14 protein-coding genes are annotated in these 13,914 nt (G+C 35.8%); 10 read left to right on the forward strand and 4 right to left on the reverse strand.

Annotation, left to right across the window (positions count from 1 at the left end; all coding sequences use genetic code 11):
- Positions 1–30: 30 nt before the first annotated feature.
- The 3 genes from KA828_RS09300 to KA828_RS09310 form a co-directional block, all read right to left on the reverse strand.
- The gene (locus KA828_RS09300; protein WP_210126110.1) at positions 31–1,677 is read right to left on the reverse strand and encodes a phospho-sugar mutase; all 1,647 of its coding nucleotides are present in this window, start codon (positions 1,675–1,677) and stop codon (positions 31–33) included.
- Positions 1,678–1,920: 243 nt separating this feature from the next.
- Positions 1,921–2,022 (reverse strand): type I toxin-antitoxin system Fst family toxin, encoded by a 102-nt coding sequence (locus KA828_RS09305; protein ID WP_275126180.1) that lies wholly within the window; start codon positions 2,020–2,022, stop codon positions 1,921–1,923.
- 207 nt (positions 2,023–2,229) lie between these two features.
- Entirely contained in the window at positions 2,230–3,207 is a 978-nt protein-coding gene (locus KA828_RS09310) for an SMP-30/gluconolactonase/LRE family protein (RefSeq protein WP_053030040.1), read from the reverse strand.
- A 278-nt stretch (positions 3,208–3,485) separates the two neighbouring features.
- Here KA828_RS09310 and trhO point away from each other — a divergent pair, with 278 nt between their 5' ends.
- The 9 genes from trhO to KA828_RS09360 all read left to right on the forward strand — a co-directional run bounded on the left by trhO (position 3,486) and on the right by KA828_RS09360 (position 12,084).
- Positions 3,486–4,448, forward strand: a complete 963-nt coding sequence (trhO, locus tag KA828_RS09315) for an oxygen-dependent tRNA uridine(34) hydroxylase TrhO (RefSeq protein WP_053030041.1) — start codon at positions 3,486–3,488, stop codon at positions 4,446–4,448.
- A gap of 526 nt (positions 4,449–4,974) precedes the next feature.
- Positions 4,975–5,679, forward strand: coding sequence for a DUF969 domain-containing protein (locus KA828_RS09325; RefSeq protein WP_053030049.1), 705 nt, complete (start codon positions 4,975–4,977; stop codon positions 5,677–5,679).
- The gene (locus tag KA828_RS09330; protein WP_210126111.1) at positions 5,672–6,598 is read left to right on the forward strand and encodes a DUF979 domain-containing protein; all 927 of its coding nucleotides are present in this window, start codon (positions 5,672–5,674) and stop codon (positions 6,596–6,598) included. The genes KA828_RS09325 and KA828_RS09330 overlap by 8 nt, the downstream gene beginning before the upstream one ends.
- Positions 6,599–6,622: 24 nt before the next feature.
- Entirely contained in the window at positions 6,623–7,261 is a 639-nt protein-coding gene (pcp, locus tag KA828_RS09335) for a pyroglutamyl-peptidase I (protein ID WP_210126112.1), read from the forward strand.
- Positions 7,262–7,453: 192 nt separating this feature from the next.
- Positions 7,454–9,016 carry an ABC transporter substrate-binding protein gene (locus tag KA828_RS09340; protein WP_210126113.1) on the forward strand — a complete coding sequence of 521 codons (1,563 nt, stop codon included), beginning with the start codon at positions 7,454–7,456 and terminating at the stop codon, positions 9,014–9,016.
- The gene (locus KA828_RS09345; protein ID WP_193838785.1) at positions 9,009–9,968 is read left to right on the forward strand and encodes an ABC transporter permease; all 960 of its coding nucleotides are present in this window, start codon (positions 9,009–9,011) and stop codon (positions 9,966–9,968) included. Before KA828_RS09340 ends, KA828_RS09345 begins: the two co-directional genes overlap by 8 nt.
- The gene (locus KA828_RS09350; protein WP_210126114.1) at positions 9,958–10,725 is read left to right on the forward strand and encodes an ABC transporter permease; all 768 of its coding nucleotides are present in this window, start codon (positions 9,958–9,960) and stop codon (positions 10,723–10,725) included. Before KA828_RS09345 ends, KA828_RS09350 begins: the two co-directional genes overlap by 11 nt.
- Positions 10,692–11,465, forward strand: coding sequence for an ATP-binding cassette domain-containing protein (locus KA828_RS09355; protein WP_210126115.1), 774 nt, complete (start codon positions 10,692–10,694; stop codon positions 11,463–11,465). The genes KA828_RS09350 and KA828_RS09355 overlap by 34 nt, the downstream gene beginning before the upstream one ends.
- Entirely contained in the window at positions 11,452–12,084 is a 633-nt protein-coding gene (locus KA828_RS09360) for an ATP-binding cassette domain-containing protein (protein ID WP_210126116.1), read from the forward strand. The genes KA828_RS09355 and KA828_RS09360 overlap by 14 nt, the downstream gene beginning before the upstream one ends.
- 72 nt (positions 12,085–12,156) lie before the next feature.
- Here KA828_RS09360 and KA828_RS09365 read toward each other — a convergent pair whose 3' ends face one another.
- Entirely contained in the window at positions 12,157–12,819 is a 663-nt protein-coding gene (locus KA828_RS09365; protein WP_210126117.1) for a CPBP family intramembrane glutamic endopeptidase, read from the reverse strand.
- Between the two features lie 156 nt (positions 12,820–12,975).
- On the opposite strand from KA828_RS09365, the gene KA828_RS09370 reads away from it, so the two are divergent.
- Positions 12,976–13,794 carry a CPBP family intramembrane glutamic endopeptidase gene (locus KA828_RS09370; protein ID WP_210126118.1) on the forward strand — a complete coding sequence of 273 codons (819 nt, stop codon included), beginning with the start codon at positions 12,976–12,978 and terminating at the stop codon, positions 13,792–13,794.
- Positions 13,795–13,914 lie beyond the last annotated feature (120 nt).

Below are 13,914 nucleotides of genomic sequence, written 5' to 3' on the forward strand. Positions count from 1 at the left end.
CTTTATACTAGGAAAGACATTTGAGAAAGGCTATTCAGTATCGCCAAATATATAATTATAGATGTCTTGTGATACTTGTTCGAAGTTATCGACGTTGAGTGAGAGATAGAACTTCAGTTTAGGTTCTGTACCTGATGGTCTCAATGCAATAAAGCCTTCTTTAAAGATGATTCGTATCACATTCGCTTGAGGTAATCGTATTATTTCTTCAGTATGATCTTCTTTATTTACACGTTTTAATGTCTTATAATCTTCCACTGCAACAACGTTTAGTCCTGCTATGATTTCAGGAATATTTTGTCTTAATTGATTCATTAATTCATTAATCTGTTGTTGTCCTTCTTTACCTTCAAAGACTTTAGACATCGGTTTATCACGATATTGCCCTACTTCGTTATGAATCTCTTTTAAAGCGTCGTATAGTGTTTTGCCCTGACTTTTCAAAATAGATGCATACTTAATCATCAATGGCACGATTTGAATGGCATCTTTGTCTCGCACGAAATCATCGGCCAAATAGCCATAGCTTTCTTCATAGGCGAATAGGAAAGATTCTGTATCATCTAATTCACGAATAGTTTTAGCAATATGCTTAAAGCCGATTAAGACTTCCTTCACAGTGACCCCATGTTGTTGCGCAAGACGTTTACCTAACTCACCACTTACAATAGATTGAATAACAACTGAATGCTTCGGTACATTCGTGTGTTCGAGAAGATATTTAATGAGTAATGCGCCGATTTCACTACCACCAAAGTAATATGTTTGTCCATCTGTATAACGTTCAACAAACCCCATGCGATCGACATCTGGATCTGTTGCAATAATTAAATTCGCATCGCTATCATGTGCTTGTTGAATCGCTAAATCAAAGGCTTCGCGTTCTTCGGGGTTCGCACTTTTCACGGAACTGAAATTCGGATCAAGTTCACATTGTGATTGCACTAAGCTGACTTGTTTAAAATTCAGATGCTTTAACACGTCTGGAATAATCGGTACTCCGGTACCATGTAAACTCGTATAAACAACCTTTAATTCAGATTGTGGAATATCTCGTACTAACCGTGTTATTTCATTGATATAACTATCATCAACCGCTTCTGGTAAATCACTAGTATACTGCTCAATGCGTTCTTGGTTTAATTTAATATTTAACTCAAGCGGATCACCTAAGTTATTGATATAGTTAGCAACTTCTAATGACGTAGCCTCATCTAATTGTGCACCATCTGCACCATAAACTTTGATGCCATTATAATCTTTAGGGTTATGGCTTGCTGTAATCATAATACCTGCAGATGTTTGCAAATATCGCACAGCATAAGAGAGTTGTGGCGTTGTTTTATACACATCTGACAGATAAACTTTAATATCATTCGAAGTCAAAATTTGCGTAATAATTTGCGCGAATTCTGATGATAAATGACGAATATCATAGTGAATGACAATTGAAGGATTATCTTCTTTATCGTTTAAGTAATTAGCAATTCCTAATGCCAGACGTTGTATGGTATAGCGATTTAATCGACCTGGACCAAGTCCAAACTGGCCACGAATACCGGCAGTACCAAATGCTAATTCAGTTTCAAATCCTTGTTCTTGAAACGTTGCGGTCTGGCTATCATAGAATGATGCTACAAGACTGTCATCTTTATATTTCATCCAATTGTCTTTCATCACATACTCCTTTCATACTTATGCGGATGTCTTATTATTCTATTTCAGTATACTGGATATTTAAAAAAGTTTCATTTGATTAGTAAATAAGCTCTATTTAGTAATCTTTTATGCTGGCCGAATTAAACTTGCAATAAGTTACTCATAGTGATATAATACATTCATAAATTAATTCCATTGGCAACACCAAACCCCTCACTAGGTCGATAGTGAGGGGTTTTATGGTGTGTTAGACGGTGTCGCTTATTTTCTATTACGGTTGTCTAACCAATATTTAAAAGCCGTAACAATACATCCTGTAATAACAGGACCAATGATGGTTAAAAAAATTAACTCCATTGGCATCACACCTACTTCCGTCGAAATTACCGCCGGAAGAGCTAGCGACGCCTTGATTATAGCACCAAAGTGTAAAATCACTCTACGTTGCAAATCTTTGATTATTAGCTACTACATTAGCATTAAAATTAATAAATTCTCGATTATTTATAGAAAACTGTTCTAATTAATCTAGAATAATTTATATTTACTATCTTTCTGAGTTTTTATTACTTACTGAAATTGATAGCTTTCATGACCTTTCGCAAAGGCTTCAACGGTATAAATCATAGAACCACCTTCTGAGCCATTCTCAATATCATTAGTACAAATAAGCAATTGATTTGTTCCAGGAATAAATTGTGGATGTGTTGAACGTAACATTTTACCTTCATCACGCCCTGGCATTAAGATTTGACCAATAGGATAACCACGTTTATTAAAGACTAAGACACGTCCTTGGCCATACATCGCTACATATAAATTATCATCACTATCGATACATACTGAGTCTGGCCCTTCATGACCAGTAAAGTAATATGGAATCGTTGCGCCAAATGGTGCAATTGTCACACCATCGTCTTCTAATTGAATACGATGAAGTCGATTTGTCGTTGTTTCTGTCACCCATAGTACTTTTTCATCCGTACTTAACGCTACTCCGTTTGCTACTGAAATATTCTGAATGACTGGTGTCACCGTCTTGAAGTCAGGCGAAACGTAGTAGACACCACCTTTAGGGTTAGTAGAGTACCCTCTGAAATCAGTGAAATAGAAACCACCTTTACTATCAAAGACCATGTCATCGATACAATATTCCGTATTAAGTTCCGAAATAATTTCTTCAAATTGTTCACCATGTTCATCAGTAGCGAAGATGCCGCCTGTTGACTCAAAGTCACCTAAATAACATGTAAATAAACGTCCATCTTTATGTATTTTGACTGCAGCTGGATTTTGTTTTGTTGATTGAAATGCTGTTGAAACTTCTTTTGTATTTATATCAACTTTAAAAATTTTACCGCCAAATACTTCACATAAGAACAAATTATGATCTCTATCAAAGATGAGACCTTCTAATTGCAATCCTTCATCTGAAATTTTCAACCATGGTTCTGCCGTTACCGTTTGTAATTCACTTTCAGAAATAATTGGTACTGCGCTTTTAGATGCTCCAGTATATGTTAATTTTGGTAAAGATTGATTTGTCATTATTAACATTTCCTCCCTTTGTGAAAAGTATCGTTTACATTCATTATAATCCTTTAATACACTTTCTACTTATCGTACTACATGTAAACGTTTTCAAAAAGTAATTATACTTCTAACATAGGTCTATTGCCCTATTTTAAAAACTGAAATATTGAAAGTTATTGTAAATTTGATAAAATAATATAATGTTGATTTTTATAAAAAGATAAATAAATGAATCATTAAATGATATGGCTTGCCTTTACGATAAATAATAATTTTTAGAGGAGAATCAGAAAATGGATTATAGAGTGTTATTATATTACAAATACACAACGATTGATGACCCAGAAACATTTGCTGCTGAGCATTTAGAATTCTGTAAAGCAAACAACTTAAAAGGTCGAATTCTAGTGTCTACAGAAGGTATCAATGGTACGTTATCAGGTACGAAAGAAGATACAGATCAATATATCGAACATATGCATGCAGATGAACGTTTCGCAGATATGACGTTCAAAATTGACGAAGCTGAAGGTCATGCTTTCAAAAAAATGCACGTTCGCCCAAGAAATGAAATTGTTGCACTTGGTTTAGAGGACGATGTTGATCCACGTGTCACAACTGGTAAATACTATTCACCTAGTGAATTTAAAGAAGCATTGGAAGATGAAGATACTGTTATCTTAGATGCACGTAATGACTATGAATTTGATTTAGGTCACTTCCGCGGTGCAATCCGTCCAGATATTACACGTTTCAGAGATTTACCAGATTGGATTCGTGAGAATAAAGACCAATTAGATGGTAAAAATATCGTAACGTATTGTACAGGTGGTATCCGTTGTGAAAAATTCTCAGGCTGGTTAGTAAAAGAGGGCTTCGAGAATGTTGGTCAATTGCATGGCGGTATTGCAACGTATGGTAAAGATCCTGAGACTAAAGGTGAATATTGGGACGGTAAAATGTACGTCTTCGATGAGCGTATTAGCGTAGACGTCAACCAAGTTGAGAAAACAGTGATTGGTAAAGAACACTTCGACGGCACACCATGTGAGCGTTACATTAACTGTGCTAATCCAGAATGTAACAAACAAATTCTTGTTTCAGAAGAAAATGAAGCTAAATATCTTGGCGCATGTTCATATGATTGCGCGAAACATGAACGTAACCGTTATGTAGCTAAAAATAATATAAGTGATGAAGAATGGAATCGTCGTTTAGACAATTTTAAAGACGTACCAGAACACGCACACGCATAGAGGTCTGAACAAAAGCGTTAGGAGACAGTTAAACACTGCCTCCTAGCGCTTATTTTTTAGGCTTAATCTTATTAGGGAGCGGGACAGAAATCATATTTTTCAAAATGTATTTCTTTGTCCCGCTCCCAGTTTGCTTAACTTGTATATTTGCTTGATAAAATGCTCTTTGCTAGGGCCCACCGTCAAGGATGACAAGGTTTGAAAAAACCTAATTCAAGTGCATTTTTTATTCAGTCAACTACTACCAATATATCTTTATAGCCTGAGACACCAATTGATATCCCGTTTTTTTTATAACTACCCAATGCTATAATAGTGTAAAAAATCCCTTCTGAAATGTGGTGATTCTATGACAAAGCATAGCAAAGATTTTTACCATTTACTTTATAGTCAGTTATTCGCTAATACTGGTGATATTTTAACGATAGTGGGTTTAATTGCAGTTGTTTATAACATGACATCACAGACGACAGCCGCTTCTTTAATTCCGATTATATTTACTATAGGTATTTTTGTAAGTAGTTTTATGGAATGGATTAAATTGATTGGTATTTTAATCATTATCATCGGCTTCATTCTTAAGTTTGATACAATCGCAATTATTTTAATTGCTGCTGTGGTCACTGGTTTAGTTGCCGGTATGGATATCGTTGAAGTACTTTCAACACTTGGAAAAGCCTTTGTAGATCAACGTCTTGTAACTTTATTTATGCTTACACTTCCTATGGTCGGTTTAATTGAGCGTTTTGGTTTGAAGCAACAAGCTTCTAAACTCATTAGTAACGTTAAGAAAATAACAACCGGTCGCCTTCTCACTTTATATTTAATTATTCGTGAAATCGCCGGCGTAGCTTCTATACGTATCGGTGGACACCCTCAATTTGTTCGACCTTTAATTAATCCAATGGTTCAAGGTGCACTTCGAACACGCTTTAATCTTACTGATAAAGACATCGATGAAAAAGATATTGAAAAATTAAAAGCTGAAGCATCTGCCATGGAAAACTATGGTAATTTCTTCGGTCAAAACTTATTTGTTGGTGCTGCAGGCGTCTTGTTAATGGTTGGGACTTTCCAATCTCTAGATATCAAAGTAAATGCAATGAGTTTAGTACTTGCTTCAATTCCTATCGCCATCATCACACTTATCTTAGTTTGGATTAAGAATATTTTACTTGATCGTTACTTTAATAAAAAATATGGACATAATGAGGTGAAAAATCATGAGTGAGACAACGTTAAACCATATTTTAGAAATATTTTACATACTTATTGGCCTTCAGTTCCTATATACAGCCTTTCGCGCTTTACGTTCACAAGATAAATCAAAACGTTTAGGTACGGCAGCGTTTTGGACAATTCTAGCTATTTTATTCATAGGCGGCCCTTACATTCCTGACGCAATAAATGGTCTCCTTGTTTTAGCTATGGGTGCCTTAACACTTTTCAGACAAGTCACAATTAAAAATATTATCGATGTCAATGATAAACAAGTTGAAAAAGGTTCTGCTAAATATGGGAATAAGCTCTTCATTCCAGCAATTGTCCTAGCTGTCGTAGCTGTTGTTGTATCAAACTGGACACCACTTGGTGGTGCAATTGGTTTAGGTATTTCATCAGTTATCGGCTTAATTGCAGCATTACTCATTATCAAACCGAAATTATCTTACACATTATATGATAGTGACCGATTAACACAACAAGTTGGGACAACAGGTATATTGCCACAGTTCTTAGCAGCACTAGGCGTACTCTTTACTGCAAGTGGCGTAGGTCAAGTCATTTCTAAAGGCATTTCATCATTTTTACCTGAGGGTAACCATTTAATTGGTGTCATTGCATATGTGCTAGGTATGGTGCTCTTCACAATGCTTATGGGAAATGCTTTCGCTGCATTTACAGTTATCACAGCGAGTATCGGTATTCCTTTCGTCATTGCTCAAGGCGGAGATCCAATCATAGCAGGTGCACTTGCCATGACTGGTGGTTTCTGTGGAACATTGTTAACACCTATGGCAGCCAATTTCAACACATTACCTGTCGCACTACTTGAGATGAAACAAGAATTTGGTGTCATTAAGGCTCAAGCACCTATAGCCTTAGCACTTATAGTGATTCACATAGCGCTCATGTATTTCTGGGCATTTTAAACAATTCAAAGGAGGAAATGAATAATGAAGATTTTAGTTACAGCATTTGATCCATTTGGCGGGGAAAAGATTAATCCTGCATTAGAGGCAGTAAAGCAATTAGAGGACACAATTGGCGAACATACCATTTCAAAGTTAGAAATTCCAACCGTCTTTCATGAATCTAAAGACGTCATTGATAAAGAGTTAGCAAATGGCAATTACGATGTGGTCTTGTCTATTGGTCAAGCTGGAGGTCGTTATGACCTTACTCCTGAGCGTGTAGGCATCAATATCGACGACGCGCGTATTCCTGACAACAAAGGTAACCAGCCTATTGATGTGGCTATTCAAGAAGATGGGGCACCTGCCTACTTCTCAAACTTACCGGTTAAAACGATGACTGAAGCGATTAAATCAGCAGGAGTCCCTGCAAGCTTATCGAATACAGCGGGCACTTTTGTTTGTAATCATGTCTTATATCAATTAGGTTATCTCGTTGATAAATCATACCCTGGCTTATTATTTGGATTTATTCATGTGCCGTTTATCCCAGAACAAGTGACAAATAAACCTGGGAAACCATCGATGTCTATTGAGACGATAGCGAAAGGTTTAACCGCTGCTATTAAAGCAATTTCCAAAGAAGATGATACTAAAGTTGCATTAGGTGAAACACATTAAAAGAGGGTCCCTGCCCTCTTTTTTTATTTTCAAAATTGGAAAACTTCTACGTATCTATTCACAAATTTATCATTTCAAAGAATTTGTATAGGGTGTATCATATAATAATGTCTATTGATGGAAAAATATTTTTTCATAACTAAACTCTATTATAAAAAATAATAATGAATACAATTGAAGGAAGGTATACTATTGAAAAAGCGCATATGCTATTCACTCTCTATGTGCGCGATGCTTATGTTAAGTGGTTGTGCTCAACATCATAATGATGACAGTGAGGTAAAAGTCTCGCTCCCCCGTGAATTTAATACAAAACAACTTGATGCACAAGGTTTTGATGCCCCTATGCCTGTATACAATGCCATCTATCAACCGCTTGTGACTTATGGTGAAAATGGCAAGATTGAACCTGGACTTGCTACATCATGGGACGTTTCAGAAGATGGTAAACACTACCTTTTTCACTTGAAGCACAATGTAAAATTCAATGACGGTTCTGAATTTGATGCATCGGCTGTTAAATTTTCGATTGAACGTGCGAAGGCAACAGATACAACAGATCCTATGGAAACGTTAGATAAATTAAAATCTGTCACAATAAAGGACAAACATACCGTTGAGATTGAATTAAAATCGCCATCAAACCAAGTGCTAAATGAGTTGTCTCAAGTTAGACCGCTCCGCATTATGAGTCCACATGCAGTTAAAGATGGCAAGACAACTGGTAAATTTGAGAAAGCAATCGGCACAGGTCCATTTAAAGTTGCAGATTCAACCAATGAAACTGTGAGCTTCAAACCAAATACATATTACCGTAATGGCCATCCCCTTAACTACAATCTAACATTTCAATCGATTGAGGATAGCGATTCAAGACATTTAGCGATTGAGAGTCATTCTATTGATATTACGGGTGGTTCCTTAGGTCAAATGACGCCACAACAAGTAAAAGAGTCGCATAGAAACAAAGCGCTATCTGTACATACGTCGCCAAGTACAGAAACGCAATTTATGGGATTTAACCCACAACATAAACGTTTGCAAAGCAAGACGATGCGCGAGGCAATTAGCAAAGCAATTAACACAGATGACTTATCACCGAACAATAAATTGAAAGGTCTATTTCAACAACATGTTCAATACGTCAATTCAAATAATCAGTCTGACCATGATTACGACCCTTCAACATCTCAGTCACTCATCCGTTCTTTAGGTTACAAGATGAACGATGATGGTTATTTTGAAAAGGACGGCCGTGTACTGTCATTTAAACTCGCTCTACAAACCGATGAATTTCCAGAATGGAAGACGAAAGCGGAAATTATGCAACAAGACCTTAAAAAAGTAGGTATTAAACTCGATATTAATATTTTAGATTCACAAACATATTATGAAACATTAACGGTGCGTAAAGATTTTGACCTCATTTATTATCGAACATATACGAATGCATTAATGCCATACAATTTCTTGAATGCACGATTTAAACAAGATGGTACGCGTCCCGGTGTGTTTGCAGACGATGCCACTTTAACATCTATGATTCATCAATTCCCGACGATCATCAATATGCGTGACCGACAACATGCGTTTGATAAGCTATCATCTTATATTGACCGACAATATCTCATTGTCCCAATTTCCTATCCTAATGAGACATTTGTAACCAGTCCTAAAATCAAGCATTTCGAGTTCTCAGGTCAAACAGATGCACCGCTAAATTATGATAAGTTGAAGGTGTCAAATAATGACTAACATCGTAAAACATTTCATCCGACTACTCATTTATTTAATCATTATTTCTTTTGTGCTCTTTCTTCTTTTGGAGAACACAACTGGCAATCCTGCCGTTCAATACTTACAAGAACATGGTGTCGCTCAAATTACACCTGAACGTATCAAAATGGCTCAAGATAAACTCGGCTTAAGCCAGGCAATGCCTGTTCGCTATGTACAATGGTTAGGTAATGTCTTCACAGGCGATCTTGGTATGAGTTTTAGCAATGGTGAACCTGTAACAGATCGTATTTCCCAGGCAATTACACCAACGATTAAACTAATTATTGGTTCAGCTATCATACTGTTTCCTATTAGTTACGTCATCGGTTATCTATGTGGCAATCATCCACGACAAAATTGGTCAGTCGTATTAACTCGTATTGCTCAAGTGATAACATCATTACCAGAATATTGGCTAGCTATTATTTTCATTTATTACTTTGGTGTGAAATGGCATCTGTTCCCCTTTGTAGGAAGTAATAGTTGGGAATACTTTGTTCTTCCAATTGTTATACTCGTTCTTGTAGAAGGTAGTCATATGTTGCTATTAAGCAGTCACCTTTTTGAGAGCACCTTACAAAGTCAACCTTTCCAATTAGCCCAATTGCGTCGGTACAAATTAAAGGATCGTATTTACGTACAGGTAAAAGAAATATTAGCGCCACTCATGACGATTACCATTAATAATTTTATTCATTTATTTAGTCGTGTGATCATTTTAGAAGTCATATTTAGTATTTCTGGATTAGGTAAGTTACTCATCAACAGTATTAATTTGCGTGACTATCCTGTGATTTTAGGCATTTTAATGATGATTATTACTTTTATAATGGTGCTTAATTTCTTCGGCGATGTTTTACTTGAGAAGAGTGATCCACGTCTAAGATTGTCAAGAAAGTCAGGAGGCCGAATTACATATGAAGATTAAATATTGGATATGGCCTATCGTGGCAGTTATTTTAGTCATACTTGCTACACTACTCTATGATAAAGCAAATATGATTCATCAATCTGAGGCACTATTGCCGCCGAGTCTGCACCACCTGTTAGGTACTGATCATTTAGGTCGTGATTTCTTCACACGCTTATTTGTAGGCAGTATGGTTACACTCGGTTTAACAACGCTTATTATTTTTGGCACCGTGGTATTAGGCCTTGTATTAGGACTAGCAGCTGCACTGATTGGTCGGTGGCTAGATGCGTTATTAATGGCACTTGCCGATATGTTGATTGCCTTACCATCTATTATTATCGCCCTTGTGGTATTAGGTTTTATCAATAACTCAATTATCGGTTTATGCCTAGCCTTGATGATTGGCTGGTTAGGACGCTACTTACGTTACTTTAGAAATTTGGCACGTGATGTACAAACGCAACCATTTGTTAAATTCGCATCTTTGAGTGGCCTTACGAAGACACAAACAACGATACACCACATTGTTCCACACCTTATACGTAACGTAACTGCATTAATCACTGCAGATTTTGGTAAATTAATGCTTAGTATTTCTGGATTAGCTTTTATTGGATTAGGCGTAAAACCGCCGTTGCCCGAATTAGGTGCAATACTCTATGACGGTAAGAGTTACTTTTACTCAGCGCCTTGGTTATTCTTCTTTCCAGGACTATTGTTAGGAGGTTTCGCGCTTATATGTCAAATACTCAATCGTCGATACACACGTTAAACACGTTATTAAAGTTGAACAATGTCTCCGTTTATGATGGACATCAAGTATTATTGAAAGATATCGATTTTAATGTCACAGAAGGTAGCTTTCATTGTTTAGTTGGGGAGAGTGGCAGTGGGAAATCTTTACTAGCAAGGACGGCTTTGAACATGTGCCCTCCGCATTTAAAATATCAAGGTCAAATCGATATTGATTTAAATAATACGGATGCCATGTTCCAAGATACCAATAGTAATTTCTTCCAAAACGTACGTATCCAAAAGCATTTTGATGCCCTATTTGATGCATTGCATACGCAATGGTCCCGACAACAACAACATGAATTTGTATGCCGCCAATTTAGACATTTAGGTTTAGAGCATCCAGAAGCTTTACTTCATGACTATCCTTTTCAATTGAGTGGTGGTATGGCACAACGTATTGCGTTAGTGATGTCAATTGTAAGAGAAGCCAAATTCTTGATTGTAGATGAACCAACTAGCGCATTAGATTTTGACAATCGCAATCACTTAATGAAGTTATTACATCATGTTGTCGAAGCACATCATATGACACTCTTATTTATCACGCATGACTTAAGTTTAGTGATGAATTACGCAACACATATTAGTGTGATGCGTAACGGACAAATAATTGAAAGTGGCAAGGCTGAAGAGATTTTAGCGAACCCTAAACACCCATACACTCAACAATTAATTGAATTGGCACATAGGAGATATCGATATGTTGCAGATTAAATCTTTGAATAAAACATTTTCTGAAAAGCAAATTTTTAAAAACTTTAATTTCGAACTTAAAAATGATGATCATTTAATTATTAGTGGTACAAGTGGGAGCGGTAAATCGACACTCGCACAAATCATTGCTGGTTTGGATGATCATTATGAAGGTATCATAAGCTATAAAGAGATGACACTCGGACACGTGTCACGTCACGACTGGATGAAACATATTCAATACGTTCCGCAATATAATGCCAATACATTAGATCCTAAAAAAACTGTTTCATGGGTTTTGAAACAACCTTTAAAGCACTTTAATATTCCTAAACGTCTACATGACGATAAGATTTTAAGTGTCATCGAACAATGTCAACTCGACAAACGTTTATTATCTAAAAAAGTGTGCACTTTGAGTGGCGGACAATTTCAACGCTTGTGGATTGCGAAAGCCCTACTCGTTGAACCTGAGATATTAATTTTGGATGAAGCTACAACGAATCTTGATGTGATCAATGAAGACATCATTATTCAAATGTTACGAAATTTGAATACGTTACAGCTTATTATGATCACACATGATCCTTATTTATTAGACAGCCTTCCCGGTAAACATTTAAAAATTGAGCATATTTAAGTTAAAAAACAATGCCTATCAAAACTTAGGCATTGCTTTTTATTGCGTATATACTATGTAATTAAAGTATTTCTACCAAAAATAATTTTGAAATGTAGCTAATATATTACCAAGCATGTGTATGATAATAGGTATTTCGAGCCGTTTTGTTGTTAAATAGGCAATAACGAAAATGAAACCTGAAAAGCCGTAAATAAACCATTCACCTATGTTGCTTGGGCCATGAGCGCCAGCGAATAAAATAACAGATACTATGCCACCAACTATAGGCGCACCTCTAAAGATACCTTTAATTAACAATCCTCTAAATATAATTTCTTCTAAGATAGGACCTAAAATACCTATCGCAATGAGTTGTAAATACAGTGGTACATTGCGGTAACTTTCCTCTAACCCCTTTTCATTCCCTGTTGTAGGCATGAATTCAAAATAAATATAATCTGCACCATTGGCAAGAATGAATCCAATGATAATGATTAGCCATTGCTTTTTAGTAATTCGACTAAATTGAAATAGCTTCAACTTACTTAATTTTAAAATTAGAAATGCAATAATGACCCCTACAATAGCAATCCAAAAATATTTTGGCTTCTCTACTAAAAATATAACCATTGATTCGGCAACAAATAAAATACAAATTAAAAATAGAGATTGTAATAGCAACTTCCAATAAGGTTTTTGAGAAATTTGGAAATCTCCTGTTATATGGTCATGTGACATTTCATCTTTAGACATAGTTAGCCTCCTAAACATATAATTCGAAATGTTAATTTTTAGTTAAGATAACGCATTTTTATGAAGTGACCTACAATAGATGTCAAATATATGTTACATTTAAATAGAAGTATTCATTTTCAAGATTTTATATTTCTAGACAAAGGTGGGCTTATTATGACGAATCAACAGAATCTGAATACAAATGCTAATGTAACCACTTCCTCAAATGAAGCTTTGACATCTAAGGAGCATATACATATTGAAGAACATCGTCCAAAGGGTAATAAGTTTGTGCGTGCCCTCATTTTCATAGGCTGGATGTTACTGATTCAAATTCCGATAGCTAGTATCATGTTTATCTATAGCTTTTCTATTTATATAGATACATTGACTGGTACATTAGTAACCATCATTTATTTATTAATCGCTGCTATAGTGATATGGCTTGTTAGAGGCTATTATAAACGTCATACGTATGAAGAACCTAAAAAACTCACAGGCAAAGCGATTGCGATTAACATTGGTTGGGCCGTACTTCTTAGAATCATCGTTATAGGTATGTCATATTTAATGTTATTTGCTACAGGTTCTATGCAAACACAAAATGACAAAATGTTATTAGGTGATATGAATGCGGCTAAACCAACACCTGATCAATTAGGGCAAGTCTTTCCGCTCATTATCTTCGTACTTACGATTACATTTGTAGCACCTTATTTAGAAGAACTTGTTTATCGTGGCATCTTCAAAGAAACATTATTTAAACGTACACGATTCTGGTTACCATTGATTTTATCATCCCTTATCTTTGCTTCTCAGCATGGTATTTCAAATTGGGTAGCTGTTCTAATGTATACGATGATGGGCATGATATTCTATCTTGCTTACCATCGTCGTGGTAACGTTAGAGATAGTATGATGGTTCACATGATTCATAACGGTGTGAGTGGCATCATGATTTTAGTAAGTTATTTCATGGTACTTTTTAGTTAAACATAAGTGTCTGAAGCTAGTTCTACCATAACAAATAATGTCGCTCTTTAATCTTAAATCTTTCTTAATTTAGAAATGATTCTTTACACAGAAAAAGCAGGACTTCATTCCATTGAAGTC

It is taken from the genome of Staphylococcus sp. GDY8P85P (assembly GCF_017892405.1).
GTDB lineage: Bacteria > Bacillota > Bacilli > Staphylococcales > Staphylococcaceae > Staphylococcus > Staphylococcus borealis.

What these genes read in the sequence shown, in the direction of transcription:
- KA828_RS09355 (WP_210126115.1), top strand. Translation starts at nt 10,692, where the DNA reads ATGTCAAATACTCAATCGTCGATACACACGTTAAACACGTTATTAAAG.
- KA828_RS09345 (WP_193838785.1), top strand. Translation starts at nt 9,009, where the DNA reads ATGACTAACATCGTAAAACATTTCATCCGACTACTCATTTATTTAATC.
- pcp (WP_210126112.1), top strand. Translation starts at nt 6,623, where the DNA reads ATGAAGATTTTAGTTACAGCATTTGATCCATTTGGCGGGGAAAAGATT.
- KA828_RS09330 (WP_210126111.1), top strand. Translation starts at nt 5,672, where the DNA reads ATGAGTGAGACAACGTTAAACCATATTTTAGAAATATTTTACATACTT.
- trhO (WP_053030041.1), top strand. Translation starts at nt 3,486, where the DNA reads ATGGATTATAGAGTGTTATTATATTACAAATACACAACGATTGATGAC.
- KA828_RS09310 (WP_053030040.1), bottom strand. Translation starts at nt 3,207, where the DNA reads ATGACAAATCAATCTTTACCAAAATTAACATATACTGGAGCATCTAAA.
- KA828_RS09360 (WP_210126116.1), top strand. Translation starts at nt 11,452, where the DNA reads ATGTTGCAGATTAAATCTTTGAATAAAACATTTTCTGAAAAGCAAATT.
- KA828_RS09305 (WP_275126180.1), bottom strand. Translation starts at nt 2,022, where the DNA reads ATGCCAATGGAGTTAATTTTTTTAACCATCATTGGTCCTGTTATTACA.
- KA828_RS09370 (WP_210126118.1), top strand. Translation starts at nt 12,976, where the DNA reads ATGACGAATCAACAGAATCTGAATACAAATGCTAATGTAACCACTTCC.
- KA828_RS09300 (WP_210126110.1), bottom strand. Translation starts at nt 1,677, where the DNA reads ATGAAAGACAATTGGATGAAATATAAAGATGACAGTCTTGTAGCATCA.
- KA828_RS09365 (WP_210126117.1), bottom strand. Translation starts at nt 12,819, where the DNA reads ATGTCTAAAGATGAAATGTCACATGACCATATAACAGGAGATTTCCAA.
- KA828_RS09350 (WP_210126114.1), top strand. Translation starts at nt 9,958, where the DNA reads ATGAAGATTAAATATTGGATATGGCCTATCGTGGCAGTTATTTTAGTC.
- KA828_RS09325 (WP_053030049.1), top strand. Translation starts at nt 4,975, where the DNA reads ATGGAATGGATTAAATTGATTGGTATTTTAATCATTATCATCGGCTTC.